The organism is Streptomyces sp. NPDC033845 (assembly GCF_055576225.1).
In genome coordinates this window covers 543,692-569,229 of the sequence record NZ_JBVIRI010000002.1, presented here as the reverse complement: position 1 = coordinate 569,229, position 25,538 = coordinate 543,692, and the positions used below count along the sequence as shown (strand labels likewise).

The 25,538-nt window shown below is 75.7% G+C and carries 20 protein-coding genes; 10 read left to right on the top strand and 10 right to left on the bottom strand.

Features of this window, described 5'->3' with window-relative positions; genetic code table 11:
• Window positions 1-17 precede the first annotated feature (17 nt).
• A complete protein-coding gene (locus tag ACZ50K_RS06610; RefSeq protein WP_468898206.1) occupies window positions 18-1,136 on the bottom strand; it encodes a SchA/CurD-like domain-containing protein in 1,119 nt (372 codons plus the stop codon).
• 184 nt (window positions 1,137-1,320) lie between these two features.
• On the opposite strand from ACZ50K_RS06610, the gene ACZ50K_RS06605 reads away from it, so the two are divergent.
• The gene (locus ACZ50K_RS06605) at window positions 1,321-2,991 is read left to right on the top strand and encodes an FAD-dependent oxidoreductase (RefSeq protein WP_468898204.1); all 1,671 of its coding nucleotides are present in this window, start codon (window positions 1,321-1,323) and stop codon (window positions 2,989-2,991) included.
• A 19-nt stretch (window positions 2,992-3,010) separates the two neighbouring features.
• Here ACZ50K_RS06605 and ACZ50K_RS06600 read toward each other — a convergent pair whose 3' ends face one another.
• On the bottom strand, window positions 3,011-3,238 hold the full coding sequence (locus ACZ50K_RS06600; RefSeq protein ID WP_468898202.1) for an acyl-CoA carboxylase subunit epsilon: 228 nt from the start codon (window positions 3,236-3,238) through the stop codon (window positions 3,011-3,013).
• Window positions 3,239-3,508: 270 nt separating this feature from the next.
• On the opposite strand from ACZ50K_RS06600, the gene ACZ50K_RS06595 reads away from it, so the two are divergent.
• Complete coding sequence (locus tag ACZ50K_RS06595; RefSeq protein WP_468898200.1) at window positions 3,509-5,326, top strand: ABC transporter ATP-binding protein; 1,818 nt, start codon at window positions 3,509-3,511, stop codon at window positions 5,324-5,326.
• Between the two features lie 58 nt (window positions 5,327-5,384).
• Here ACZ50K_RS06595 and ACZ50K_RS06590 read toward each other — a convergent pair whose 3' ends face one another.
• Both ACZ50K_RS06590 and ACZ50K_RS06585 read right to left on the bottom strand, forming a co-directional pair.
• Window positions 5,385-6,236: a class I SAM-dependent methyltransferase gene (locus ACZ50K_RS06590; protein WP_468898198.1), complete on the bottom strand. Its 852-nt coding sequence runs from the start codon at window positions 6,234-6,236 to the stop codon at window positions 5,385-5,387.
• A 51-nt stretch (window positions 6,237-6,287) separates the two neighbouring features.
• Entirely contained in the window at window positions 6,288-6,497 is a 210-nt protein-coding gene (locus ACZ50K_RS06585; RefSeq protein WP_468898196.1) for a DUF2191 domain-containing protein, read from the bottom strand.
• Window positions 6,498-6,589: 92 nt separating this feature from the next.
• Between ACZ50K_RS06585 and ACZ50K_RS06580 the strand changes: the two genes are divergently transcribed.
• The 4 genes from ACZ50K_RS06580 (at window position 6,590) to ACZ50K_RS06565 (ending at window position 13,814) form a co-directional block, all read left to right on the top strand.
• Window positions 6,590-8,437, top strand: a complete 1,848-nt coding sequence (locus ACZ50K_RS06580; RefSeq protein ID WP_468898194.1) for an RNA ligase family protein — start codon at window positions 6,590-6,592, stop codon at window positions 8,435-8,437.
• Complete coding sequence (locus tag ACZ50K_RS06575; RefSeq protein WP_468898192.1) at window positions 8,437-11,370, top strand: RNA repair domain-containing protein; 2,934 nt, start codon at window positions 8,437-8,439, stop codon at window positions 11,368-11,370. The genes ACZ50K_RS06580 and ACZ50K_RS06575 overlap by 1 nt, the downstream gene beginning before the upstream one ends.
• 108 nt (window positions 11,371-11,478) lie before the next feature.
• The gene (locus ACZ50K_RS06570) at window positions 11,479-12,324 is read left to right on the top strand and encodes a hypothetical protein (protein WP_468898190.1); all 846 of its coding nucleotides are present in this window, start codon (window positions 11,479-11,481) and stop codon (window positions 12,322-12,324) included.
• Between the two features lie 197 nt (window positions 12,325-12,521).
• The gene (locus tag ACZ50K_RS06565) at window positions 12,522-13,814 is read left to right on the top strand and encodes a radical SAM protein (protein WP_468898499.1); all 1,293 of its coding nucleotides are present in this window, start codon (window positions 12,522-12,524) and stop codon (window positions 13,812-13,814) included.
• A 40-nt stretch (window positions 13,815-13,854) separates the two neighbouring features.
• Here ACZ50K_RS06565 and ACZ50K_RS06560 read toward each other — a convergent pair whose 3' ends face one another.
• Window positions 13,855-14,922, bottom strand: coding sequence for an RNA ligase (ATP) (locus ACZ50K_RS06560; protein ID WP_468898188.1), 1,068 nt, complete (start codon window positions 14,920-14,922; stop codon window positions 13,855-13,857).
• A 79-nt stretch (window positions 14,923-15,001) separates the two neighbouring features.
• Between ACZ50K_RS06560 and ACZ50K_RS06555 the strand changes: the two genes are divergently transcribed.
• Entirely contained in the window at window positions 15,002-15,778 is a 777-nt protein-coding gene (locus tag ACZ50K_RS06555) for an SDR family oxidoreductase (protein WP_468898186.1), read from the top strand.
• A 23-nt stretch (window positions 15,779-15,801) separates the two neighbouring features.
• Here ACZ50K_RS06555 and ACZ50K_RS06550 read toward each other — a convergent pair whose 3' ends face one another.
• The 3 genes from ACZ50K_RS06550 to ACZ50K_RS06540 all read right to left on the bottom strand — a co-directional run bounded on the left by ACZ50K_RS06550 (window position 15,802) and on the right by ACZ50K_RS06540 (window position 18,762).
• Complete coding sequence (locus tag ACZ50K_RS06550; RefSeq protein ID WP_468898184.1) at window positions 15,802-16,461, bottom strand: peptidoglycan-binding domain-containing protein; 660 nt, start codon at window positions 16,459-16,461, stop codon at window positions 15,802-15,804.
• Window positions 16,462-16,542: 81 nt separating this feature from the next.
• Window positions 16,543-17,844 (bottom strand): MFS transporter, encoded by a 1,302-nt coding sequence (locus ACZ50K_RS06545; RefSeq protein WP_468898182.1) that lies wholly within the window; start codon window positions 17,842-17,844, stop codon window positions 16,543-16,545.
• A 450-nt stretch (window positions 17,845-18,294) separates the two neighbouring features.
• Complete coding sequence (locus ACZ50K_RS06540; protein WP_468898180.1) at window positions 18,295-18,762, bottom strand: hypothetical protein; 468 nt, start codon at window positions 18,760-18,762, stop codon at window positions 18,295-18,297.
• A 94-nt stretch (window positions 18,763-18,856) separates the two neighbouring features.
• Here ACZ50K_RS06540 and ACZ50K_RS06535 point away from each other — a divergent pair, with 94 nt between their 5' ends.
• Entirely contained in the window at window positions 18,857-19,354 is a 498-nt protein-coding gene (locus ACZ50K_RS06535) for a hypothetical protein (RefSeq protein ID WP_468898178.1), read from the top strand.
• Here the strand turns inward: ACZ50K_RS06535 and ACZ50K_RS06530 are convergent.
• Complete coding sequence (locus ACZ50K_RS06530) at window positions 19,342-21,390, bottom strand: heavy metal translocating P-type ATPase (protein ID WP_468898177.1); 2,049 nt, start codon at window positions 21,388-21,390, stop codon at window positions 19,342-19,344. The two genes, ACZ50K_RS06535 and ACZ50K_RS06530, sit on opposite strands and share 13 nt — an antisense overlap.
• Before the next feature lie 63 nt (window positions 21,391-21,453).
• Here ACZ50K_RS06530 and ACZ50K_RS06525 point away from each other — a divergent pair, with 63 nt between their 5' ends.
• Complete coding sequence (locus tag ACZ50K_RS06525) at window positions 21,454-21,759, top strand: ArsR/SmtB family transcription factor (protein WP_468898175.1); 306 nt, start codon at window positions 21,454-21,456, stop codon at window positions 21,757-21,759.
• Window positions 21,731-22,492, top strand: coding sequence for a hypothetical protein (locus ACZ50K_RS06520; RefSeq protein ID WP_468898173.1), 762 nt, complete (start codon window positions 21,731-21,733; stop codon window positions 22,490-22,492). The genes ACZ50K_RS06525 and ACZ50K_RS06520 overlap by 29 nt, the downstream gene beginning before the upstream one ends.
• 174 nt (window positions 22,493-22,666) lie before the next feature.
• Here ACZ50K_RS06520 and ACZ50K_RS06515 read toward each other — a convergent pair whose 3' ends face one another.
• The gene (locus tag ACZ50K_RS06515; protein ID WP_468898171.1) at window positions 22,667-25,414 is read right to left on the bottom strand and encodes a DNRLRE domain-containing protein; all 2,748 of its coding nucleotides are present in this window, start codon (window positions 25,412-25,414) and stop codon (window positions 22,667-22,669) included.
• Window positions 25,415-25,538 lie beyond the last annotated feature (124 nt).

Genomic DNA, 25,538 nt, shown 5'->3' with positions numbered 1-25,538 from the left:
GGCCGGCGGACCGGGGGTCAGGAGTCCTGGTCCGCGTGCCGGTCGGTGACCAGCTGCATCCGGGCGCCGGTGAGGAGCTGTGCCGGGCGTGCGGCGCAGGCCTGCGGCGCGTACGCCTCGCTGTCCAGCAGGCGGTCCAGGACGGCGGCCTTGCGGGAGCCCTGGATGCCGAGGGCGGCGGCCGGGTCGTCGGACAGCGGGCCGGTGGTGTCGACCAGCCGGACCACGATGTCGTCGCGGTGGAAGACGGTGCTCCGCAGCACCGGGCCGCCGGGGGCCGCGGCCTGGGCCTCGGACTGCCGGGCGAGGAACCGGGCGAGTGCCGTGCCGCGTCCGGGCTTGGCCCGGTAGAAGAGGGCGTGCCGTTCCACTGTGCCCGATTCCGGCGCGTCCGCGCGGTCCCGGTCGGCCACATGGTGGACGGCGGGCATCGCCGCCCGGGTGAAGAACACCCGTGCCGCGTCCGGGTCGTCGAGGTCGCGGTCCTGTTCCAGGTAGGGGTTGATGGCCTCCTCCACGGCCCGCACCTCGGGCTGGCGGGCCACGTGCCGCAGCGCCTTGGTGAGGTCGCCCTTGACCTCGACGGTGCGGACCACCCGGTTGCCGTGCATGAACAGGGTGGTGCGGCAGAGCCGGGTGGTGTCGTCGACCCGGGCCGAGGGGGCGGCGTAGTCCGCGAGGATCTTCGCGACCCGGTCCTCGGTGCCGGGGCGGACGGTGAAGGTGATCGAGTGCCGCACCAGGTCGTCGCCGAGCCTCGGGGCCAGCTGCACGGAACCGCCGGTGGCCTTCCGGCCGGTCTCCCGCAGCACGTTGAACCGCAGCGAGGAGGTGGTGCGGATGCAGGCGCTGAGCGGCCGGATCATCTCGATGTGGGACTCGCTGTTCACCCAGTCGAGGAACTGCGGGGCGTTCGCCCACTCGCTGGTGATGAGCCATTGGGAGGGATTCTCGAACGACTGGCACAGCTGGTCGCTGAGGTGGCCGGGGGTCGCGGCAACATTGTCCCGGATCTCCTCGTAGGCCTCCAGGAACCGCTGCTGGGTGCCCTCGTGCAGGTCCACCAGCATCACGACGCGCAGCCTGGACCCGTCGAAGGCCGACTGCGACACACGTTCCGGCAGGCTGATCGTCATTTCGTACGCTCCCTTGCGACAACGGCCGCGCTCCGCATGGCGCTGCTCCTCCTGAGACAGATCGTTGCCCCAGCCTGCACAGAACGCGACACATGCGGATCAAGCGGGTGAACAACGGCGCACTGTGGCCGGTCAGCGGGCATAGAAGGTTGGGTCACCCCCGCGGGAAGGAGCCGAGCAGGCCATGGAAGAGAAGTTCGACGTAGAAGTGCCGGTGCTGGTCGTGGGGGGCTCCCTGGTGGGCCTCTCCACCTCGCTGTTCCTCAGCCGGCACGGCATCAGGCATCTGCTGGTGGAGAAGCACGCGGGGGTCTCCCCCCACCCGCGTGGCCGGGGCATCAACGCCCGGACGATGGAGCTGCTCCGGGTCGCCGGCGCGGAGCCGGACGTCCGCGAGGCGGCCGAGGTGCTCTCCGACAACAAGGGCCTGATCCAGGCCACTTCACTGACCGGCGGGGACCACCGCTGGCTGGTGCAGAACACGGACCCGGGCGGCGCGCTGAAGAAGTTCAGCCCGACCTCCTGGTGCCTGTGCAGCCAGAACAACATCGAGCCGGTGCTGGCCGCGCGGAGCCGGGCCGCCGGCTCCGACCTGCGGTTCTCCACCGAGCTGATCTCCTTCGACCAGGACCCGGACGGCATCAGCGCCGTGGTCAAGGACCGGGAGACCGGCGAGCACGTCCGGGTCCGCGCCCAGTACCTGGTGGCGGCGGACGGCCCGCGCAGCCCCGTCCGCGAGCAGCTGGGCATCGGCCAGACGGGCAACGGGGCGCTCTTCCACAACGTGAGCCTGACGTTCCGTTCGCGCCGGCTCCCGGAGGTCCTCGGCGATCTGCGGTTCATCGTCTGCTACCTCATCAAGCCGGGTGCGGACGGGGCGCTGCTGCCGGTGGACAACGCGGAGAACTGGGTCTTCCACGCCCCCTGGCACCCCGAGGTCGGCGAGACCATGGAGGACTTCACCGACGAGCGCTGCGTGGACCACATCCGGCGCGCCATCGGGGTCCCGGACCTGGACGTGGAGATCGGCGGGAAGGCCGCCTGGCACGCCGCCGAACGGGTCGCCGACCGGTACGGCTCCGGCCGGGTGTTCCTGGTCGGCGACGCCGCCCACGAGATGTCCCCGACCGGCGCGTTCGGCTCCAACACCGGCATCCAGGACGCCCACAACCTGGCTTGGAAGCTGGCCGCGGTGCTGTCCGGCGGCGCCGGACCGGAGCTGCTGGACACCTACGAGGAGGAGCGCCGGCCGGTGGCGCTGGCCACCAGTGAGCGGGCCTCGGCCCGTTCCGTGGAGCACGACCACCCGGGCTACTCCCCGCTGCCCGGGGCGCCGGGCGTGCCGGGGGCCCCGGCCGGCAAGGCGGGCAAGGACAGCCGGATGCTGCCCACCGCGATGGCGTACTGCTACCCGCGCGGCGCGGTGGTGGGCGGCGACCCGGGCCGGGAGATCATCCCGGACGGGATGCGGCTCAACGGGGAGCCGGGCTCCCGGGCCCCGCACCTGTGGCTGACCGGCTCCGAGGGCCGGATCTCCACCCTGGACCTGTACGAGCGGACCTTCACCCTGCTGTGCGCCCCCGGCACCCCCTGGCAGGAGGCGGCGGCCCGGGTGGCGGTGCGCCTGTCGGTGCTGCTGGCCGGCTACACGCTGGGCGGCGCCGCGGACGGCGGTGCCCCGGAGGCCCGTACCGACGAGGACGTCGACTGGGCGGCCGCGCACGGGGTGGGCGCCGAAGGGGCGGTGCTGGTCCGCCCCGACGGCTTCGTGGCCTGGCGCTCCGAGGGCCCGGTGGACGACCCGGAGGCGGTCCTCACCCGGGTGATGGAGCAGGTCCTGAGCCGCCGTTCCTGAACCGGCGGCCCCGCGGCCGTCAGCGGCAGGCCCAGCAGCCCGCCCAGCAGGCCGCGTGCAGGAGGCCCGGTCCCCGCGTTCCGCGGTGGCCGGGCTTCTTCGCGTGTGCGGCGGAGTGCGCGGCGACGGCCAGGGCCCGGCCGGCGGCGCAGGCGGTGAGGACGGCGGCTATCGCGGCCAGTTCCTCCGGCTCGGCGTGGCCGCGCTCTATCCGGAGCAGGGTGGTGACGGATTCGGTGTTCGGCATCGGGTCGGCTCCTCGCGCGGAGTGGCCGGCCGGGCCCCGCCCGGACGGCAAGACGTTTCCCAAGCCCCCCGGCGTTGCTGGCTCGACGCTACAAGCGCCCGCCCGGCGTGTCGTGCGGGAACTCCCCGTCGGGACGCGTCCGTCCGTGTCACCGCCGGGCGGGCGGCGGGATCCGCCCGGTCGGCCGGACGGGGGTCCGCGGGGCCGTTCAGGTGACATACACGCGGCCGTCCGGTCGGGTGCCGGGCCGGTTTTCCGCATGCTGTCGGGATGGACTATTCAGGGGTGGACAAGGACGCCGCGCGGAAACTGCCCGCGGCACAGAACTGGCGGGCCCTGTACGGGCACTTCCGCCCGCACCGGTGGGCGGTGGCACTGGGCGCGCTGCTGTCGCTGATCGGGGCGACGAGCGCGCTGGCCCAGCCGCTGGCGGCGAAGGCGCTGGTGGACCGGCTCGGCGACGACCAGTCGGTGACCGGGCTGATCCTGGTGCTGACCGCGCTGGTGGTGCTGGGCACGGTGATCGACGCGCTGGGTTCGTTCGTGCTGGAGCGGACCGCCGAGTCGGTGGTGCTGGCGGCCCGCCGGACCCTGGTGGGCCGGCTGCTGCGGCTGCGGATGCCGGAGGTGGAGCGCACCCAGCCGGGTGATCTGATGTCCCGGGTGACCTCGGACACCACCCTGCTCCGCGAGGTGACCACCAAGTCGGTGGTGGCGGCGGTGACCGGCGGACTGACCTTCCTGGCGACGGTGGCGCTGATGGCCGCCATGGACGTGGTGCTGCTGGGCGTCACCCTCGGGGTGATCGTGCTGGTCGGCGCGGCGGTGGGAGTGGTCTACCCGAAGATCGCGAAGGCCTCGGAGCAGGCGCAGGCGGCGGTCGGGGAGATCTCCACGGTGCTGGAGCGGGCGTTCGGCGCCTACCGGACCATCAAGGCCTCGGGCGCCGAGGCCCGGGAGACGGCCCGGGTGGAGCGGGCCGCGGAGGAGGCCTGGCGGCACGGACTGACCTCGGCGAAGTGGCAGGCGGTCGCCGGTCCCTCGATCGGCCTGTCGGTGCAGGTGTCGTTCCTGGCGGTGCTGGGCATCGGCGGGGCCCGGGTGGCCTCGGGCGAGATCTCGGTGTCCACCCTGGTCGCCTTCCTGCTGTTCCTCTTCTATCTGATCGACCCGATCTCCAAGCTGGCCGACGCGGCCTCCCAGTACCAGGTGGGTTCGGCGGCGCTGGCCCGGATCGTGGAGGCCGAGCAGCTGGAGACCGAGCCGGTGGACGGCGGGCCGGGCCCGGTGGACGCGGGCGCGGCCCGGACCCCGGCCACGGTGGTCTTCGAGGACGTCCGGTTCGGCTACGGCCCGGAACTCCCCCCGGTGCACCACGGGGTGAGCTTCTCGGTGCCGGGCGCCGGCATGACGGCCTTCGTGGGCCCCTCCGGCGCGGGCAAGACGACCGTGTTCGGGCTGATCGAGCGGTTCTACGAGGCCACCGGCGGGCGGGTCCTGATCGACGGCCGGGACGTCCTGGACTGGCCGCTGGCCGAACTGCGGGCCGCGATCGGCTATGTGGAGCAGGACGCCCCGGTGCTGGCCGGCACCCTGCGCGAGAACCTGCTGATGGGTTCCCCGCACGCCACCGAGGAGGAGATCTCCGAGGTGCTGGGGCGGGCCCGGCTGGACGCCCTGATCGCCCGCCTCCCGGAGGGGCTGGACTCGGTGGTCGGACACCGCGGCTCCACCCTGTCCGGCGGCGAGCGCCAGCGGGTGGCCATCGCCCGGGCGCTGCTGCGCAAGCCGCGGCTGCTGCTGATGGACGAGGCCACCTCGCAGCTTGACGCGGTGAACGAGCTGGCGCTGCGCGACGTGGTGGCGGAGGCGGCCCGGCACACCACGGTGCTGGTGGTCGCGCACCGGCTGTCGACGGTGACCCTCGCCGACCGCATCGTGGTGATGGAGGCCGGCCGGGTCCGGGCCACCGGAACCCACGAGGAACTGGTGGCCGGGGACCCGCTGTACGGGGAGCTGGCCGCCACCCAGTTCCTGGCGGCGGCGGAACTCTCCCAGGACCGGGTGGCCCAGGGCGCGCCCGCCTAGACCGTCCCTTCCGGATCGGGTCCGGGGCCCGGGGTCCCGGGTCCGGGGTCCGGCCGGATCAGGTCCGGCGGGCCGTGAACAGCAGGTACTCCCAGTCCATGGCGCCGTCCTCGGCCGCGCTGTCCGCCGCGAGCGCGGCGAGTTCGGCGTCGAGGGCGGCGACCCGGTCGGGCTGGTCGGCGATGTTCCGGTACACCGCGATGGTCGGCCCGTAGCAGGCCTTGAAGAACTCCCGGAAGTCCTCGGGCCCGGCGAACCGGTCCACCCGGACGGTCTCCCGCCGCGCCTCGACCTCGGTGACCCGGTCGCCGAGCAGTGCCCGGACATGGTCCTCGTCGCCCCAGAGCGGGGGCGGCTGGGCTCCGGGCGGCGGCGGGGGCGCGTACGGCTTCATGGTGCGGAACATCCGGCCGATGAACCCCTGCGGGGTCCAGCTGGCCAGTCCGATGGTGCCGCCGGGGCGGCACACCCGGACCAGTTCGTCGGCGGCCGGCTGGTGGTGCGGGGCGAACATGACGCCCACGCAGGACATCACGGTGTCGAAGGAGGCGTCGTCGAACGGCAGCGCCTCGGCGTCGGCCTCCCGCCAGTCCAGGTCCACCCCCGCCTCGCCGGCCAGCCGGCGGCCGGTCTCCAGGAGTTCCGGGGTGAGGTCGGAGGCCACCACATGGGCCCCGGCCAGGGCGGCCGGGATCGAGGCGTTGCCCGATCCCGCCGCGACGTCGAGGACCCGGTGCCCGCTGCCGATCCGGCAGGCCCTGGTGAGCGCGGTGCCCAGCTCGGGGATCACCTGGACGGCGACGGCCGGATAGTCCCCCAGGGCCCACATGGCCCGGTGCTTGCCCTTCAGCGCGCGGTCGGCGGCGACCGCCTCATCCGCCGCCGGCGCCGGCTCGGTCGATTCGGTCATACACCGAGCATCCCGCACCCGCCCCCGGCCCGCGCGCCGGGCACCTTTGGACTAGCCCTCCTGCACCGTGCGGTTGGGGAGGAGGTCCGGGCGCAGCAGGCGCTCGTGGTCCTTGAGTTCCACCCGGGACTCGGTGCGGTGGCCGCGGGCGATGTAGTCCCGGACCAGTGCCTCGATCGCGTCCTGCGGGGAGCCGACCCCGGACAGCACCATGACCTCCACGACCAGTTCGGCGTCCAGGCTGATGTTGATCTTCGCCATGTCTCCCCCTCGTCTCGCTGCCGTCGGGTACGGACTCTAGCGCCCGGAATATTGGGTGGAGCGGTTTCCGTGCCGGTTCCTACAGTGGCGGCATGCGCACCCACTACCCCCGTACTCCCCATCTTCCCTGGTCTCCGGGGGCGAGTTCGGACGACGTACGGGCCCGGGACCTCTCCGGGCTGGCCGGGCGCGAGGTGGTGGTCACGGAGAAGCTCGACGGGGAGAACACCACCCTGTACCGGGACGGGCTGCACGCCCGCTCCCTGGACTCGGGCCACCACCCCTCCCGGGCCTGGGTGAAGGGCCTGCAGGGCCGGATCGGCGCGCACATCCCGGCGGGCTGGCGGATCTGCGGGGAGAACCTGCACGCCCGTCACTCGCTCGGCTACCGCGACCTGGACGGCTGGTTCTACGGGTTCTCCGTCTGGGACGCCTCCGGCCGCTGCCTGGACTGGGACGGCACCGTCCGCTTCCTGCGGCGGCTGGGCGTGCCGGTGCCCCGGGTGCTGTGGCGGGGCGTGTTCGACGAGCGGGCGATCCGCCGGATCCGCCCCGATACCGGCCGTGAGGAGGGGTACGTGGTGCGGGCCGCCGGATCCTTCCGGCAGGAGGAGTTCGGGCAGCGGGTCGCCAAGTGGGTGCGGCCCGGGCACGTCACCACCGACACCCACTGGATGCACGCGGCGATGGTGGAGAACGGGCTGGGCCCGGCCGCCGCCCTCTGGGCCGTACGCTCCGGGGCCCCGCCCGAACCGGCGGCGCTGACGGCCGCCCTGGACCTGCCCCCGGAGCCCGGCGGGGTGCCCGGCGCGGGGGCCGGGCGGCGGGACGAGGCGGTGCGGGAGACGGCCGGGCGGCTCGACGTCCTGGGGCGGACCGGTGACGCCCGGCTGGCCGGGGTGCTGGCGGCCGCCCTGCACGACCGGCACCGCGGCCGGCTCGCCGCCGCCCTGGCCGGACCGCTCGGCGTGCCGCTCGCCCGCCGCACCGCCGACCTGGTGGGCCTGCACCCGCTGCTGCACCGCCCGTACCCCGACGAACGGCGCCGGGAGGGGCTGCTGCGCCTCTCCCCCGCCGCCGACCTGGGGGTGCTGCACGCGGTGGCGGAGGCCGCCCTGGCGGGGCGGACCGACGCGGAGGCCGGGGCGGCGCGCGGACAGCTGGAGTGGTCCGCGCTGTACGCACAGGACGCGGGCCTCCTCGACGGGTCACCGCTGGAGCGGCTCCGGACCGGGCTGCGCGCAGCCCTGGACGGACTGGACCCGGACGCCGCCGACCGCTGCTGGGCGGAGGCCCGGGAGGCCTTCGTCGCGGGCCGGATCGCCGGCCCGCAGGAGGCGGTGGCCGCGACCTGGCGATGGCGGGAGCCGGGCCCGCCACGGCTGGTGCAGCTGGTGGGGCCCTCGGGCAGCGGGAAGAGCACGGCCGCCCGGGCGCTGCCCGGGATCGGCACGTACGTGTCGCTGGACGATCTGCGGTCGGCCCGCGGGGACCGGTCGGACCAGCGGGCCAACGCGGAGGTGCTGCGGGCCGGACTGGACCGGCTGGACGGCGCCCTGGCGGCAGGCGGCAGCGTGCTGTGGGACGCCACCTCGCTGACCGAGCAGCAGCGCGGGCTGGTCCTCGGGGTCGCCGGGCGGCGGAACGCCCTGGTCACCCAGTTGGTGCTGCTGGTCGACGAGCGGGAGCTGGAGCGGCGGAACGGGATCCGCCCGGACCCGGTGCCGGAGCCGGTGCGGGCCGCGCAGCTGCGCCGGTTCAGCCCGCCCTATCCGGGGCGGGGCGCCCACCGGACCTGGTACGCGGGCGCGGACGGCCGGGTGGCCGACCGGGCCGGCGGCCTGGCCGACCCGGACGGCTGGGACGGCGGGAACAGCCAGGACAGCGGGGACACTGGAGACGGGCCAGACAGGCCAGACGGGCCAGGGGCGGGGAACTGATGCGGACCAGCGAGGAGATCTACCACCAGGTGCGCTGGGACCCCCGGCTCGACCCGGCCCGGTTCACCCTGGGACTGCTCCAGCGCGGGGCGGCCCCGAAGCGGATCCCGCTGCCCTCCTTCGTGCCCGGCGGAGACATCCCGTGGCACCGGGTGCTGTTCATGGAGGCCGACGGGGAGCTGGTGTGGGACCGGGCGAGCGGGGTGGACCGGGTCGGGCTGGGCGACGCGGGCCGGGTCCGGGAGCCGCGTGCGCTGCCGGACCCGTTCTTCACGGCCCGCACCCCCTACGCCTGGGACCGCGCGGCCGGCCGCTGGAGCCCGGCGGACACCGGCTCCCCCACCGCCGGACCGGCGGGCCCGGTCCCGTCCCGGGTGCGGCTGCTGACCTGGAACACGCTGTGGGACCGCTACGACTCCGACCGGATCGACACGGCCCGTCGACGGCCCCGGCTGCTGGCCGCGCTCCGGGCCGCGGACGCCGAGGTCATCGCCCTCCAGGAGGTGGAACCGGCCCTGCTGGAGCTGCTGCTCGCTGCCGACTGGGTGCGCGACCGCTACACCCTGGGCACCGACCCCGGCAGCCGGGACGTCGAGGACTGCGGGCTGCTGCTGCTCAGCCGGCTTCCGGTGGCGGAGGCCGGCCACCACCGGCTGGCCCGGCACAAGGCGGTCGCCGCGGTCACCGTACGGACCGGGCACGGGCCGCTGTCCGTGGCCGCGGTGCACCTCAGCAGCGACCATTCGCAGGACGGGGCGGGCCGCCGGACCGCGGAACTCGGCCGGCTGGCCGAGGGGCTGGGCGGGATCGCCGGGGAACTGGTCCTGCTCGGCGACTTCAACGACGGTCGGGAGGGCGCGGCCGGACCGGACGCCGTCCTGGGGCTGCGGGACGCCTGGACGGAGGCTCGCGGCCCGGCGGACCACACCCCGACCTTCGACCCGGGGGCGAATCCGCTGGCCGCCGTCGCCTCGCTGACCGGCCGGGCCGGGCGGATCGACCGGATCCTGCTGCGCGGCACGGCCCGGGTCCTGGACACCGGGCTGCTGGGCGAGGTCCCGGCGGCCGACGGGCTGTTCGTATCGGACCACTACGGGGTACGGGCCGACCTGTCCCCCGCCGGAACCGCCGCCGCCCCCGGACAGGGGCCGGAAGCGGAGGTGCTGGACTCGGCCGGCTCGCCCCGGACGGCGCTGGCCTGGCTGCCACCGGAGGACTGGCTGCCCGTGCTGGAGCGGATCCGCCGGGACCGCGACCCCCAGGTGGACCGCTGGCCGGCCCATGTGAACCTGCTCTTCGGCTTCGTGCCCGAGGTGGACTTCGAGCGGGCCGCCGAGCTGGTCGCGGCCGTCGCGGCCGGGACGGAACCGTTCCCGGTGCGGGCCGGCGGGGCGCACACCTTCGGGCACCGGGAGGACGCCACCGTGTGGCTGGACCCCGCCCCGGACGGGGACGGCCCCTGGCAGGAGCTGAGGGCCGCGCTGGCCGCCCGGTTCCCCGGCTGCCGGGGCCGCTCCGGGGGCTACACCCCGCATCTGACCCTGGCCCGGACCACCGACCCCGGGCGCACCGCGGCCGACTGCGCGGCCCTGCTGGCCGCCGCCGCGCCGCCGCCCGCCCGGGCCGGCGCGCTGGCCCTGCTCTCCCGGCGCGGCGACGGCCCGATGCGGGTCCGCGCCACGGTCGCCCTGGGCACCGGCGAGGTCCGTTGGCTCCCGGAACCGGACGGCGCACGCTCGTCGTACGGGGACTTGGCGGCGGATGCCGGGGTGGTGGCCGCGCGGATCGCGGAGGTGTTCGGGGACGGGGTGCTGGAGGTGGTCGGCTCGCGCCGGATCGGGGGTGCGCTGCCGGGCGCCGATCTGGACCTGGTCGCGGTGCTCCCGGACCCGGCCGCCGTGGCCGGTGCCCGGGCCCGGATCGCCGCCGCGCTGCCGGAGGCGGTCCGGCTTCGGGAGGTCCGGGGCGCCCGGGTGCCGGGCCTGCGGTTCACGGTCGCCGGGCTGGCCGTGGACCTGGTCCTGGTCAGCTCCGCGCCGCTGGCCCCGGAGGCCGCGGTGGCCCGCCGGGCAGAGCTGGGCGAGGCGGCCGCGCTGGCCCTCAGCTCGGTCTCCGACGCGGCGGCCGTCCGCCGCGCGGTGGGCGAGGACCTGGCGGGGGCCTTCGCGGGCCTGACCCGCCGGGTCAAGGCCTGGGCCCGCGCCCGGGGCCTGGACTCCGCCCCGCACGGCGGCCTGCCGGGCATCGCCTGGTCGGTGCTGTGCGCGAACACCGTCCTGGCCGCGCACACCGTGCCGTCCTCGCACACCGCGCCGTCCCCGCCTGGGCCCGGCCCTGGGGTTGCGCTGCTGCGGGAGTTCTTCGGGCAGTGGGCGGCCTGGGACTGGCGGCAGCCGGTCCGGCTGGCCGGCGGCGACCCGGCGGAGGCGGAGACGGTGGAGGAGGCGGAGGCGGACGGTGGGGCGCTGCGGGTGCTCACCCCCAGTGCCCCGGTGCGCGGCTGCACCGGGCAGGTCGGGCCCGGGTTCCGGGATCTGCTCGCCCAGGAGCTGTATCTGGCCTGGGAGGCCCTGGAGGCGGGTGCCGGGCCGGAGACCGTGGCGGTACCGCCCCCGCTGCACCGCAGGCACGCCGCCTGGGCCGTGCTGACCGTACGGGCCGAGGACCAGGCCGAGCTCGACGAGCGGCTCGGCCGGGCCAGGGGCCGGCTCCGGGCCCTGACCGGCGCGCTCGCCGAGGCCGGTGCCCCGGAGGCGCACGCCTGGCCCCGGCCGTTCCGGTCGGCCCCGACCCGCGCCCGGTTCGCCGTCGGGCTGGGCCGCACCCCGCCGCCCCGGGAGCGGATCGAAGCCATCGGCGCCTCCTGGGCCCGGGACCTTCCCGGTGTGACGGTCGGCTGGGCGGACGGCCCGGACCTCCCCTCGGCGTACTGACCCGTCCCGCGGCCTACCGTCCCGCGGCGTGCCGTCCCGCCCGGCCCGGGGCCCGGGCGGGCGCCCGGGGGTGCCGTGGGGCGTGCCGGGCGGTGGCAGGATGGGGACATGTCCGGTATCCGGGCCCGGTGGCCCCGGGCCGATTCCGCCGAGGCCGACTGGCTCGCGGAGTTCTGCGAAGACCCGGGGATCCTCGGGTTCCCGACCCCCGGCCGGCCGGATGCCGTCTGGGTGCTGCACGCCATGTACGAGAGCGAGATCGGCCCCGGGGTGGTCTCGCACGACGAGCTGCTGCGGGCCGACATAGCCGCCGGGGACATCGGGATCCCGGACAGCATCGGCGGGGTGGACTTCAGCCGTCTCCCCCAGGGCGTGGCCACCGGGGTCCGGGTGGGCCGGGCGGAGCCGCCCGGGCCGGGCTGGCGGCGGCTGCGCTGGGCGGAGCTGGCCGAGCGGACCGGGCGGCCGGTGGTGGCCGAGGGGGAGCTCCCCTCGGCGTCGGGCGCGCCCGACGGCCGGCTCGCCGACGGCAGCTGGCCGGCCGGGATCCGGCCGCCGGCCGAGGGCGGTCTGGACCGCTTCACCTGGAACCGGCTGGCCGCCGTCCTGGCCGCCGCCACCCCGGCCGCGCGGAGCGGGCAGGCCGGGCGGGACGGGCGGGCCGGGCAGGACGGGCCGCGCTGCTTCGCGTACTACTGTCCGTACGCCGCCCGGGACTGGGCCGGGCTCGGCACGCACCACGTGGTGACCGGGCGTACGGCGGACCTGGCGGCCCTGTACGACTATCCGGGTGTGGTGTCCACCCCCTCGAACCTGTGGCCCGAGGACCGCTCCTGGGTGACGTACACCGACTGGGAGCTGTGGGGCACCAAGGTGGTGGGCCCGGCCCCGCTGGTGGCGGCCGTGCTGGCGGATCCGGAGCTGGAGGCGGTCCGGCTGCCCTGGCACGCCTGAGCCGGGCCCGCCGCAGACCCGCCGCAGATCCGCCACGGACCCCCCACGCACCGGCCCCGGACCGGCCCCGGACCTCCGGGACGGCCGTGGGGCGACCCCGCCGGGGTCCGGGTCCGCACCGGGCTGGTATTCCTGGTGGGGTGACCGGAGAAAACGCGCATACGCCGCCCACCCCCACCGACCAGCGCCGCACCGACATGATCGAGTCGCTGATGCACCGCTTCCCCCAGGTACCCCGGGAAGCGGTGATCAAGGAGGACCTGCTGCGCGGCGGCATCGCCTTCGACGAGTCCGCGCTCAGCGACAACGAGTCCGGGGACGTCAAGCCGAAGTCGTACTTCATCTTCTCGTTCGACCACCGCACCCTCCCCGAGCTCGGCGCGGCCGCCCTGCGCCGCCCGCCGGAGGAGATCGTGCTGACCGGCGGCCCGTACGGGCTGCGCCGGACCGTGGTGTCGGTGCGGGTGAACCCGTCCTCGCCGTACCGGGTCGCGGCCGGGGACGACGGGGTGCTCGGGCTGTGGCTGGACGGGGCACGGATCGCGGACGTCGGCGTGCCGCCGATGCCGGAGTACTACCGGCACAAGCTGTCGAACGGGAAGTCGGTGATGGAGGTCGCGCCCACCATCCAGTGGGGCTACCTGATCTATCTGACGGTGTTCCGGGTCTGCCAGTACTTCGGCGCGAAGAGCGAGTGCCAGTACTGCGACATCAACCACAACTGGCGCCAGCACAAGGCGGCCGGCCGGCCCTACACGGGGGTGAAGCAGCTCGACGAGATCCTGGAGGCCCTGGAGATCATCGACAAGTACGACACCGCCAAGGCCTCCAAGGCGTACACCCTGACCGGCGGGGCGATCACCTCGCAGGTGGGCGGCAAGGACGAGGCCGACTTCTACGGCCAGTACGCGAAGGCCATCGAGGAGCGGTTCCCGGGCCGCTGGACCGGCAAGGTGGTCGCGCAGGCGCTGCCCCGCGAGGACGTCCAGCGGTTCTACGACTACGGCATCCGGATCTACCACCCCAACTTCGAGATCTGGGACAAGCGGCTGTTCGAGCTGTACTGCCCGGGCAAGGAGGAGTACATCGGGCGCGCCGAGTGGCACCGGCGGATCCTGGAGTCCGCCGAGGTGTTCGGCCCGCGCAATGTGATCCCCAACTTCGTGGCGGGCGTGGAGATGGCCGAGCCGCACGGGTTCCGGTCGGTGGACGAGGCGATCGCGTCGACCACCGAGGGCCTGCGCTACTTCATGTCGCACGGGATCACCCCGCGGTTCACCACCTGGTGCCCGGAGCCGACGACCCCGCTGGGCAAGGGCAATCCGGAGGGCGCCCCGCTGGAGTACCACATCCGGCTGCTGGAGGCCTACCAGGCGACGATGGCCGAGTTCGGGCTGAGCTCCCCGCCCGGGTACGGCCCGGCCGGTGCGGGCCGGGCCGTGTTCTCGGTCAGTTCCTTCATGGACAGCCTGCCCGCCAACGACGAGTAGCGGCCTGGCCGGGCGGCCGGCGGGCCGGCCGGCCCGCCGGTCAGGCGTACTCGGTGCCGCCCTTGCGGGTGAGGTAGGCGGGGCTGACGGCCTTGGCGATGGCCCGTCCGCCGGTCACCGGGCTGTACCGCTCGGTGACCGGGCGGATGACCACGCCCTCCCGCAGGTGCAGTCCGCGACCGCTGACGGTCTCCCGTCCGCCGGCCCGTTCCAGCACCGTGGCGAGCTCGTACGGTCCTTCGTACAGCCTTGGGACCAGCGGCAGTTCGCCGGTCAGCAGGTCGGCCGGGTCCAGCCAGCGGAGCTGTCCGCCGATCTCGGCGCAGACGTCGAAGACGGCGTAGCCGGGGCCGGTGGTGCGGGCGTCCGCGCCGTACGACAGGTCCTGGACCCCGGCGCCGAAGACCTCCCCGAAGAGCCCGATCCGGGTGGCGCCGAGGCGGGCGGCGAGCCGGGCGGCGGCCTCCGGGACCCGGTGGGCCCGGACGGCCCGCCAGTAGACGTTCCGCTCGTCCTCCTTCAGCGCCAGGCCGTTCCCGCCGAACCCCTTGGAGGAGACCAGCACCCGGCCGTCCTCGGCGAGATGGCTGAGCAGGCAGGCGGTTCCGTGCAGCTTCTCGGTCAGGACCACCGGCTCGCCGGGTTCGAAGATGTGCGGGTAGCGCTGCAGGTTCTCGATGTCGACCCAGGGCAGCAGCTCGGGCGCGGCCTCCACCTCGCCGTTCATGGTGGTGGGGACCGGGGGCACCCATTTGGTGATGCCGAGCAGTCCGGAGAAGTCGGTGCCCTCCTCGGCGGCGCGGGCCAGGTCGGTGCCGGCCAGCGCGGCCGGCCGGCAGACCAGGCCCTGGGAGAGTTCGCCGCGCAGCCGGACCGCCTTGACCCGGTTGGCGGCGCTGCCGGACAGCCGGCCGGTGAGCCCCAGCTCCTCGATCAGGCCGTCCGGGAGCACGGCCTGTTCGGGTATGTAGAGGGCGATGTCACCGGTCCGGTAGGCGCCCTTCGCGACGACGGCACGGTACAGGCCGACCTGGGCCAGCTCCAGGGCGTCGGCGTCGGGGTGTTCGTGGACGGTCAGGACTTCGGCGGTCACTCTCAGGGTCGACATGGGGATCACTGTGCCCGGACCGAAATCCGGTGGGCGACCCCTTTCCCACCTGCTAGAACGCCGTGGCTACGATCATTCGATGAGCAGGGGAAATCACATGGCGCGGTCCACCGGGGCCGGTCGGCCCGTCACCGTGGTCACCGGCGGCAGCCGCGGCATCGGGGCCGCCACCTGTGTGCGGCTGGCCGCCGAGGGCCACGACCTCGCCCTCGGGTACGTACGGGACCTGGCGGCGGCCGAGTCCACCGCCGCGGCGGTCCGGGCGGCCGGGGGGCGCTGTGCGGTGGTGCGGGTGGACACCTCCGTCGAGGCCGATGTGGAGCGGCTGTTCGACCTGGCGGCGGCCGAACTCGGGCCGGTGACCGGGCTGGTCAACAACGCCGGGGTGACCGGGCCGCTCGGCCGGCTCGCCGACGCCCGGACCGAGGACCTGCGCCGGGTGGTGGAGGTGAACCTGCTCGGCTCCCTGCTGTGCTGCCGGCGGGCGGCCCGGGAGATGACCGCGGCGGGCGGCGGGGCGATCGTCAACCTGTCCTCCGCGGCCGCCACCCTGGGCAGTCCGGGGGACTACGTGCACTACGCGGCCACCAAGGCGGCGGCGGACACGCTGACCCTGGGCCTGTCCAAGGAGCTGGGGCCGGCCGGGATCCGGGTCAACGCCGTCGCGCCCGGCATCATCGAGACCGACATGCACGCCGCCATGGGCGACCCGGACCGGCCCGCGAAGGCGGCCGCGGGCATTCCGCTGGGCCGGCCCGGGGCGCCCGGGGAGATCGCGGCGGCGGTGGCCTGGCTGCTGTCCCCGGAGGCCTCGTACGTCACGGGCACCGTCCTGCGGGTGGCCGGCGGCCGCTGAACCGGTCGGCTTGAGAGCCCGGTTCAGCTGCCGGTGAGCACGGACCGGGTCTCCGGTCCGAAGACCCCCGAGGGGTCCCGGTGCAGATCGCGGTCGCTCTGGAACTGCCGGACCCCGCGCCGGGTGTCCTCGTCGAAGCTGCCGTTGACCGAGACATAGGTGAACCCCTGGCCGTGCAGGGCCTGTTGCAGGGCGGTCACCTCGGCACCCCGGTCGCCGAACCGGAGGGTCCCGGCGGGCCGCTGCGGGGTCCGCGTGGCGGCGTCGCGGGGCGGCGGGGCGGGGGTGCGCCCGCCGGTGGCGGAGGGGGTGGGCGCCGGGGCCGAGGCGGTCGGCCGGCCCGCCGGTGCCCCGCTCCGTGCGGCGGGACCGGTGGAGGCGGTCGGGTCGGGCTCCGCGGACGGGCTGTGGACCCGGCCCCAGCCGGGCAGTCCCGGCACCCCGGTCAGCGGCGGGGCCGCCTCCGGCGTCCGGGGCCCGGAGTCCCGGTCCGGGCCCACGGCCCAGAACAGCAGCCCGGCGAGGGCTACGGCCCCGGCCGCCCCGAGCAGCAGGGGCGTACGGCGCCGGGGCCGGGGACCCGGTCCGGGTATGGCGGGGCGGACGTCGGCGGTGACCGGCACACGGTCGGAACGGCGGTCGGAACGGCGGTCGGAACGGCGGTCGGAACGGCGGTGGGACACGAGGAGCTCCTGGCAGGCACACGGGCCGTGCCACGCTGCACCCCGGCCCCCGCCGCACTCTCGCGTACCGGACGGGCCAGGTCAAACCCTGCCCCGCGAGACCCCTTTCCGGCCGCCCGGGCCGCCCGCCACCGGGAGCGACGGGGCCGCCGGGCGGGTGCTCCGGCGGGTGGCCCAGACGGTGCCGGCGGCGGCCAGCGTCAGGACCGCGCCGACCAGCGGTGCGGCCCGGGTGCCGATGCCGTCCACGGCCAGTCCGCCGGCCACCGCGCCCACCGCGATGGCCAGGTTGAACATGGCCACCATCAGCGAGGAGGCGGCCTCGGTGGCCTCAGGCGCCGCCTTGTTCATCCAGTTCTGGACGCTGACCGACACCCCGCCGTACGCCAGTCCCCAGCCGACCAGCAGCAGCCCGCCGGCCACCGGGGACGGCAGCAGGGCCAGCGGCACCAGCACCGCGGTCAGGGCCAGACCGATCGCCAGCAGGGTGCGGCGGGCCTCCCGGCCGCCCGCCAGGAAGTTGCCCGCCACCCCGGCCAGCCCGTAGCCCAGCAGCAGGGTGCTGATCAGACCCGGGTCCACTCCGGACACGTCCTGGAGCACCGGCCGGACGAAGGTGTACGCGGCGAACTGCCCGGTCACCACCAGGAAGGTGACGATCACCCCGGCCCGCACCCCCGGATGTCCGCGGAGCAGGGCGGGCAGTTCCCGGAAGGTCACCGACCGCCCGGGCGGCAGCGGAGGCAGCAGCAGCACCAGGGCCAGCAGGCTCAGCAGCCCCAGGCCGCCGACGGCGGCGAAGGCGGCCCGCCAGCCGGCCAGTTCACCGACCAGGGTGCCGGCCGGGACGCCCAGCACGGAGGCCACCGACACCCCGCCGAAGATCACCGCCATGGCCCGGCCGACCCGGTGCTCGGGCACCAGCCGCAGGGCCAGCCCGCCCGCGATCGCCCAGAACCCGCCGACGCTCACCCCGACCAGCAGCCGGGCGGCCAGCAGCACCCAGAACTCCGGGGCGAGGGCCGCCGCCAAATTGGCCGCCGCCATCAGGGCGATCAGCACGCAGAGCACCGGCCGGCGGTCCAGCCGCCCGGTGCCGACGGTCACCAGCGGCGCGCAGAGGGCGGCCACCAGCCCGGGCACGGTCACCATCAGCCCGGCCGTGCCGTCCGAGACCCCCAACTCGGCGCCGACCGGGGTGAGCAGGCCGACCGGCAGCAGCTCGGAGGTGATGAGACAGAAGATGCCGAGCGACACCGCCGCCACGGCGGACCACGCACGGACGGACGAGGGCGGCTCGGACGAGGGCGGCTCGAACGCGGGCGGCTCGGACGCGGGCGGCTCGGACGCGGGCGGCTCGGACGCGGGTGGGACTGGGGCCATGCGGACGCTCCGTACGACGGGACCGGGTGACGAACAGTCGTTCCCTTTCCCGGCCCTGAGCTGGGCATACCTTCCCGGACCTCACGATCCGATCGCGATGGCCGGCGGCGGCCGCCCGCACCGCCGACGCGGGTGCGGCATCGTGGACGCATGCAGTTGCGCCCGGCCGCCCGCCTCTCCCTCTCCCTCGCCGCGCTCCTGGCCGGCGCCGGCTGCGTCTCGGCGGCCCCACCGGCCCCGCCCACCCCACAGCTGGACCCCACCCGGACCCCGGCGGCCACCCGCCCCACCACCTCCCCGCCCGCCCCCGACCGACGGGCGGTCCCCCCACCCGCCGCCGGAAAACCACGCGCCCGAGGCGGCCCCCGCCCCGCCCGGCCGCCCCGCCCACACCACCACCCGGCCACCCCCACCGACCCCTGCGCAACCCCCGAAACCACCGTCCCGCCCTCAGTGGTCGACCTCTGCATCACCGAATCCGGCCCCCCACGCTGACCCCGCGTCGACAGCCGGTCGGTGCGCGGCCGAGCGGGTCACCGAACTGCCGGCATCCGGCGCGGTGGTGGCTTCGGCGCCGGCCGGCTGACCGGGGCGCAGGGCGCGGGCCCGGTGGAGGGCGCCGCGGCCGCAGCCGCGGAGGGCGGCCGCCCCCAGCCGGGCCCGCGGCCCACCGCCGGTGATCAGGGCGTTCACCGGGGACATCGGGTCGCCGGCCATCGCCTTGGCCAGCAGCACGCCCACCACCAGGGGCAGCAGCGCACCGGCCAGCGCCTGGCCCGCCAGGGTGGCCTGGCGGACCTGCGGGTGGCTCCGGGCGTTCCGCAGCGGGGTGGCCAGTCGGGGGGCTGTCAGCCGGGGGGCGGTCCACAGGGGGGCGGTCGGCCGGGAGGCGGTCGGCCGCCGTACCTGGATCGTCATGATCCCATTCGAGCAGGGACCGCCGGGGCGGGAATCGGGGCGGCTACTCAGTCGTTGCGGTGGCAGGTACTCAGACGGTCCTGCGGGGGTGGCGGTGGCGGCGGAAGAAGCGGGCGGGCAAGGGCCCTTCGAGGTGGCGACCGGGGACGGCCCGCCGCCCGGTCCAGGGGCCTCCGGTGCCCGCGCGGCGGAGGTGCGTACGGCCTTCGAGGGACTGCTGGGGATCCGCCGGGTGATGGGCGGCGGCGGGCCGGCCGGCTGGGAGCGGGAGCGGCCGCTGCGCGCGGTGCCGCTGGCGCTGGAGGCGGCCGGGTTCCCGCCGTCCGCGGTGGATCCCTCGACCGGCCGGCGGGCCGCCACCGGCTATCGGACCGGGCCCGGCGAGGGTCCCGGTCTGGTGCGGGTGACCTGGGAGGGGCCGCCGGGCGGCCGGGCCGCCGAGGAGGAGACGGAGCGGCTGACCGCCTGCGCGGCGGCGCTGGAGCGGCTGGGCTGGACGGCCCTCCTCTACCGCGGCCCGCGCCGCCGGCGCTTCCTGGAGGTGGAGGCGCCGGCGGCGGGGCCGGGGGCGGCCGGGGGTCAGTCCCGGTAGCGCAGCAGGCGCAGGGCGTTGGCGACCACGACGAGGGTGGATCCCTCGTGGACCAGGACGGCCGGGCCGATGCCCAGGCCCAGCGCGGTCGCGGGGACCAGGACGGCCACGATGCCCAGGCTCAGCCAGAGGTTCTGGCGGATGATCCGGCTCGCCCGGCGGCTCAGTCCGGTGACGAAGGGCAGCCGGCGGAGGTCGTCGGACATCAGGGCGATGTCGGCGGTCTCCAGGACGACGGCCGAGCCGGCGGCGCCCATGGCCACGCCGACGGTGGCGCCGGCCATGGCCGGGGCGTCGTTGACCCCGTCGCCGATCATGGCGGTCCGGCCGTCGGCGCGGAGCCGGGCCAGTTCGGCCGCCTTGTCCTGGGGCATCAGCCCGCCGAGCGCCCGGTCCACGCCGACTTCCCGGCCCACCGCCTCGGCCACCCGTCGGTCGTCCCCGGAGAGCATCACGATCCGGTCGACGCCGAGCCGGCGCAGCCGGGCGATGGTGTCGGCGGCCTCCGGGCGGGGGGTGTCCATCAGTCCGAGGGCGCCCAGCCAGCGGTCGCCGTACCGGACCAGCATGGTGGTGCGGCCGGCTTCGGCGAGGCGTTCGGTACGGGCCCGGAGCCCGGCCGGCACCGGCGGTCCGGCCAGGGCGTCGGCCAGGGCGAGGCTGCCGATGTGGACGGTCCGGCCGTCGAGTTCCCCGCTGACGCCGCGGCCGACCTCGGCCCGTACGTCGGTGGCGGTCGCGGTGGCGGTCGTGGGGAGGGCGGCGTCCCGGACCACGGCGCGGGCCAGCGGGTGGTCGCTCTGCCGCTGGACGGCGACGGCGACGGCCAGCAGTTCGGCGGCCTCGACGCCCTCGGCGGGCTCGATGTCGGTGAGCCGGGGGCGGCCCTCGGTGAGGGTGCCGGTCTTGTCGAAGGCGATGGTCCGCAGCCGGCCGAACTCCTCCAGCGGGGCACCGCCCTTGACCAGGACCCCGCCGCGGGCGGCCCGGCCCACGGCACTGAGCACGGCGGCCGGGGTGGCGATGGCCAGGGCGCAGGGGCTGGCGGCGACCAGGACGGCCATGGCCCGGTAGAAGCTGTCGGTGAAGGGCTCCCCGCTGAGGGCTCCGGCGGTGAGCAGCACCGCGACCAGGGCCAGCACGCCCGGGACGAAGACCTTCTGGAAGCGTTCGGTGAACCGCTGGGTGGGGGACTGCCGTTCCTCTGCCTCCCGGACCATGCGGACCACCCGGGCGAGGGTGTTGTCGGCGGCGAGCCGGGTGACGGCCAGGTCGAGGGAGGCGGGTCCGTTGACGGTGCCCGCGTAGACCCGGCTGCCGGGGTCGGTGCCGGCCGGGTCGGCGAGGGCGGCGGCCCGGTCGGCGACCGGGTGCTTGTCGGCGGGGACGCTCTCGCCGGTCAGCGCGGACTGGTCCACGCTGCCGGAGCCCAGGACCACGATGCCGTCGGCGGGGATCCGGGTGTGCGGCCGGACCCGGACGGTGTCGCCGACCGCGAGTTCCTCCACCGGCACCTCGGCGGGGCCGTCCGCGCGCACCAGCAGGGCGGTACGGGGGGTGAGTGCGCCGAGGGCCTCCACGGAGCGGCGGGCGCGGCCCAGGGCGTAGCCCTCCAGGGCGTGGCCGAGGCTGAAGAGGACGAGCAGGACGGCGCCCTCCTCCCAGCGGCCGATGGCGGCGGCGCCGGCCGCGGCGATCAGCATCAGGGAGTCGACCTGGAAGCGGCCCCGGCGGGCGGCGGCGAGGGACTCACGGAGGGTGAAGGTGCCGCCGGCCAGGTAGGCGGCGAGGAAGAGGGCGAAGGAGACGGTGCCGCCGCTGCCGGAGAGCTCCAGGCCGAGGCCGGACAGATAGGCGGCGAGGGCGAGCAGGGCGGCCAGCAGTTCGGCGCGTTCGTGGCCGCCGGTGTTCGGCGGGCGGGACGCGGTCGGGAGTTCGGCGGGGACGGGCCGCCGGGGCGGGGGTGCCTGCGGGGCGCAGGTGGTGCAGCCGGGTTCGGCGGTGCGGTGGCGGAGGTGTTCGGTGGTCGAGGTCATGGCATCAATATATCAGCATGTTCAAATATGTGAATGAATAGGGCGGGCGTTAGGCTGCCGGACATGGACACCCTCTCGGAGGCGGACGCCGAGGCCGTCGCGGAGGTCATGCAGGGGCTGGCCGCGCCCGCCCGGGTGCGGATCCTCGCCCGGCTGCTGGACTCCCCCTGCCCGGTCGGCGAACTCGCCGCCGACCTCTCCCTCGGCCAGCCCACCGTCTCCAACCATCTGCGGCTGCTCCGCCACCTCGGGCTGGTCAGCGGCCGCCGGGAGGGCCGCAGCGTGGTCTACGAGCTCCACGACGACCATGTCACCGCCCTGCTCCGGCAGGTCCTGGACCATGTCCGTCACTCCCCGCGATCCCGGTGAGCCGCCCGCGCGCCCGCTGCGCGCGCGGACCCTCCGGTGGCGGCTGCGGTTCGACGGGCACCGCCTGAGGGTCACCCGGCGGCTGCTGCCGGTGCCCTGGCTGCGGACCCGCACCCTGCGCCTGGACGACCTGGTGTCGGTGGCGTACGCCCCGCCGGGCGGGCGCGGCCAGGACGGGCCGACCAGCCTGCGGCTCGTCTGGGCGGGCCGGCGCGGGCCGGGCTCGCTGCGGATACCGCTCAGCCAGTGGCCGGCCCGGCGGGTCGGTCCGGCCCGCCTCGCCGACGGGGTCCGCGAGGCACTGGCGGAACGGGCCCGGCTGGCGCTGGGCGAGCCGCCCGCCGGGGGGTCGGCGGAGCCGCCCGCCGAGGAGGCCGCCTACCGGCGGCTGCTGGAGCGGCGGGACGCCCTCGGCGACTGGCGGGCCCGGCTGGACACGGAGACGGCCCGCGCCGCCTGGGCGGAGCGGGCCGTACTGGTGCTGCGGCGGGCCGGCTACCGGGCGGCCGGGCCGCGGCCCCGCTGGGAGGCGGACCCGTGGAACCGGACCGCCCGGACCCTGCTCGCCGAGGCGGTGGAGCACGCCCTGGCCCGTCCGGACCGGGACGTCCGCCGCCGGCCGCTGCTGCTGCGGCTGCGCTGGCGGCGGCTGGGCATCGACCCGTACCTGGTGGCCCGGCAGGCCGGCCTCCGGCAGGCCGGGGACCGACCGGAGCCCGGCCGCGCCACCTGACCCGGCCGGACCGGTCCGACCGGCCGGGCCTGACCGACCGGCCGGACCGACCGAGCCGACTGACCAGGCCGACTGGCCGAACCGGGCCGGACGGCCGGGCCGGACGGTCCGACTGAGCAGGTCGGGCCGGCCGGTCAGTCCTGTCGGCCCGGGCCGGTCAGGGCCGCTGCCCGGTCACGGGCCGAAGGTGAGGGTCAGCTTCGGCGTCCCCTCCCCGGCCGCGGCCTCCGAGGCCCACAGCCACAGCGCGTCCGTGCCGGGACTGGTCAGCGCCAGGGCGTACGAGCCGCCCAGGGCGCCGGCCACCGTGGCGGTGTCCAGGGCGGTGGTGTGCACCGAGGAGCCGTCCGGGATCCCGGCGAAGGTGCCCAGCGCCGGGGCGCCGAGGGCGGGGCGGTTGGTGAAGGTGGTGCCCGTCTCCGTCCACGCCCCGGTGACCGGCAGCACCGACACCGTGTCCGTGGTGCCGGCCCCGGCCTGGGTGCTGGTCTTCACGCTCAGCGTGGCGGCCTTCAGCACCGTCCCGGACGGTGCGGCGGGCAGGTCGAAGCGCAGGTAGGAGCCGTAGTAGGAGCTGCCGCGGACGGCGAGGGAGCTGGAGGTGCCGTAGTTGGTGCCCGGGGCGCCCGCGTTGACGTACGTGTCCTCGGTCGCGGTGACCTCGGTGACGGTGGCGGCCGGGGCGGTCGCCAGGGTGAAGTGCTGCTGGATCTGCGCGGCCGACAGCACCGTCGGGTACACGGCCGTCTCGTCCAGTTGTCCGGCGAGGTAGTCGCTGGTGGGGCGGTTCGGCCAGCTGCCGAGGTTGTCGCCGCCGACCCGCCAGTAGCCGGCGAAGTTCTCGTGGGTGGTGACGTTCAGGGTGCCCTTCTGCACCCCGTCCACGTAGAGGGTCATCCCGCCGGGGCCCTGGGTGGCGACGACGTGGTGCCAGACGTTGTCGTTGTAGCGCTCGGGGCCGCCGCTGGTGATGGTGCGGGCGGAGCCGGTGTAGACGCCGAACACGATCCGGCCGTCGTTGGTCATGTACAGGTGCTTGTCGTACTGGTTGCTGGAGCGCTCCTGGTTGTTGCCGAAACCGAGCAGCTTGCCGCCACGGGTGGTGCCGGTCCTCACCCAGGTCTCCAGGGTGTACGCGGAGCCGACGGTGGTCCGCCGGTCCCCGTACACCTTGGAGTCCGTGCCGTTGAAGCCGATGGCGGTGCTCGGCCCGGTCACCGCCGCGGGGGTCTGCCGCAGGGCGGGCGCGTTGTCGTGCACCCCGGCGGCGTTCCCGCCGTCGGAGGAGTCCGCGACGAACGGGACCGCGGACTCGTCCCAGCGCCAGTAGAGCTGGGCGCCGTCGGCCCGCACCTGGCTCGGGTAGGCGTCCGGGGTGACCGGGACGGTGACGGCCGCGGCGGCGGACAGGGCGCTGGTGTTGCCGGCCCCGTCGGTGGCCGTCACCCGGTAGGTGTACGACTGGCCGGGCACGGCCGTGGTGTCGTTCCAGGAGGCCTGCGGGCGGCGGAAGAACAGCGATTCGGCGGCGACGGTGCCGATCGGGGTGGCCGAGCCGTTGCGGTAGATCCGGTAGGTGAGCAGGCTGTCGTCCAGGTCCAGGCTGGTCCGCCAGCGGACCTGGACCTGGCCGGGCGCGAAGCTGACGGCGCCGGCCACGGGTGTGGTGGGGGCGCCGGTGTCGCCGGTGGAGGCGAACCGGGTGAGGCTCTGCTGCCCGGCGCCGTTGACGGTGGTGAACTCGCCGCCCACCCACAGGTACCGCACCCCGGCCTTGGCGCCGACGGCCATCACCCGGGGGCCGATGCCCTCGCCGATGCCGTCGTTGGTGTCGGGGGCCCAGCCGAGCTTTCCGGTGCCGGTGGTGGGCTGGGCGAGCAGGTGGTGGCGCTGGCCGTCGGGGAACTCCCCGACGCTGGAGCAGTCGTGGGCGTGCGAGGCGCTGTAGAGCACCTCCTGGAAGGGCAGCACGGCCTGGGTGGCGCCCAGGCAGGTGTCCCGCCAGCGCTGGTTGAAGTCGGCCAGGTTCAGGGCGATGCGGCCGTCGAAGACCCCGCCGCCCGTACCCTCGTTGGCCGTGTAGAAACCGGCGTCGTCGGTGGCGATGTCCTTGACCACCGAGTTGTCGTGGATGAACCCGGGATAGCTCTTGGTGACGGCTCCGGTGGTGGCGTCGGCCACCGCCAGGGCGTGGCTGGCGGTGCCGTTGACGGTGAAGAAGTCGCCGCCCAGCAGCACCTTGCTGCCGTCGGGGGTGACCTCGACGGCGCGGCCGGGCTCGTCGGCGTCGGCGGTGAAGGGGAGCAGCGCGCCGTTGGTGCGGTCGACGGCCGCGAACCGCTGCCGGGACTGCCCGGCTACGGTGAGGAAGTCGCCGCCCGCGTAGACGGTGTCCTCGGTGACGGCCAGCGCCCGGACGGTCGCGGCGAAGGCGGGCCGGAATCCGGTCTTCACGGTGCAGCTCGGCACGTCGATGGCGGCCAGGCTGCTGACCGGGACGCCGTTGACGGCGCCGAAGTAGCCGCCGGCGTAGAGGGTCTGCTGGTCGGGCGAGAGGGCCAGGGCGCGGACCGTGGCGGTGCCGCTGCCGATGGTGAAGGACAGCTTGCAGGAGGTCGGGGCGCCGGTGGCGGCGTCGAGGGCGGCGAAGTTCACCGCCTGCTGCTCGCTCCCGGAACCGCCGGTGGGCGGGCGGACGGTGGAGAAGGTGCCGCCGGCGAAGACCGTGCCGGCGGTCTCGGCGAGGGCCCAGACGACCCCGTTGGGCTGCCAGGTGGGCAGCGCGTCGGCGGTGAAGGCCACCGGCGGGGTGAGGGCCGCGGCCTTCGGGGCGGCGTGGAGGCCCAGCCCGGCACCGGTGCCGGCCAGGGCGAGTACGAGAGCGGTTGTCAGCCATCTGGATCTACGCAGGGAACGGCGCATGAACCCCCCAGAGCGATGCGATTGTCGTACACATGGCACGCGTACGGGCGCACTTTAGGAGGTTTCACCCGCCGTGGCACCCGACTTGGCACATCGGATGCGAAACGGTGCCTTCCGGCCCGGC

Bases quoted from the DNA above. Each gene is read 5' to 3' on its own strand.
- ACZ50K_RS06610 (WP_468898206.1), bottom strand. From the start codon at position 1,136: ATGACGATCAGCCTGCCGGAACGTGTGTCGCAGTCGGCCTTCGACGGG.
- ACZ50K_RS06605 (WP_468898204.1), top strand. From the start codon at position 1,321: ATGGAAGAGAAGTTCGACGTAGAAGTGCCGGTGCTGGTCGTGGGGGGC.
- ACZ50K_RS06600 (WP_468898202.1), bottom strand. From the start codon at position 3,238: ATGCCGAACACCGAATCCGTCACCACCCTGCTCCGGATAGAGCGCGGC.
- ACZ50K_RS06595 (WP_468898200.1), top strand. From the start codon at position 3,509: ATGGACTATTCAGGGGTGGACAAGGACGCCGCGCGGAAACTGCCCGCG.
- ACZ50K_RS06590 (WP_468898198.1), bottom strand. From the start codon at position 6,236: ATGACCGAATCGACCGAGCCGGCGCCGGCGGCGGATGAGGCGGTCGCC.
- ACZ50K_RS06585 (WP_468898196.1), bottom strand. From the start codon at position 6,497: ATGGCGAAGATCAACATCAGCCTGGACGCCGAACTGGTCGTGGAGGTC.
- ACZ50K_RS06580 (WP_468898194.1), top strand. From the start codon at position 6,590: ATGCGCACCCACTACCCCCGTACTCCCCATCTTCCCTGGTCTCCGGGG.
- ACZ50K_RS06575 (WP_468898192.1), top strand. From the start codon at position 8,437: ATGCGGACCAGCGAGGAGATCTACCACCAGGTGCGCTGGGACCCCCGG.
- ACZ50K_RS06570 (WP_468898190.1), top strand. From the start codon at position 11,479: ATGTCCGGTATCCGGGCCCGGTGGCCCCGGGCCGATTCCGCCGAGGCC.
- ACZ50K_RS06565 (WP_468898499.1), top strand. From the start codon at position 12,522: ATGATCGAGTCGCTGATGCACCGCTTCCCCCAGGTACCCCGGGAAGCG.
- ACZ50K_RS06560 (WP_468898188.1), bottom strand. From the start codon at position 14,922: ATGTCGACCCTGAGAGTGACCGCCGAAGTCCTGACCGTCCACGAACAC.
- ACZ50K_RS06555 (WP_468898186.1), top strand. From the start codon at position 15,002: ATGAGCAGGGGAAATCACATGGCGCGGTCCACCGGGGCCGGTCGGCCC.
- ACZ50K_RS06545 (WP_468898182.1), bottom strand. From the start codon at position 17,844: ATGGCCCCAGTCCCACCCGCGTCCGAGCCGCCCGCGTCCGAGCCGCCC.
- ACZ50K_RS06540 (WP_468898180.1), bottom strand. From the start codon at position 18,762: ATGACGATCCAGGTACGGCGGCCGACCGCCTCCCGGCCGACCGCCCCC.
- ACZ50K_RS06530 (WP_468898177.1), bottom strand. From the start codon at position 21,390: ATGACCTCGACCACCGAACACCTCCGCCACCGCACCGCCGAACCCGGC.
- ACZ50K_RS06525 (WP_468898175.1), top strand. From the start codon at position 21,454: ATGGACACCCTCTCGGAGGCGGACGCCGAGGCCGTCGCGGAGGTCATG.
- ACZ50K_RS06520 (WP_468898173.1), top strand. From the start codon at position 21,731: ATGTCCGTCACTCCCCGCGATCCCGGTGAGCCGCCCGCGCGCCCGCTG.
- ACZ50K_RS06515 (WP_468898171.1), bottom strand. From the start codon at position 25,414: ATGCGCCGTTCCCTGCGTAGATCCAGATGGCTGACAACCGCTCTCGTA.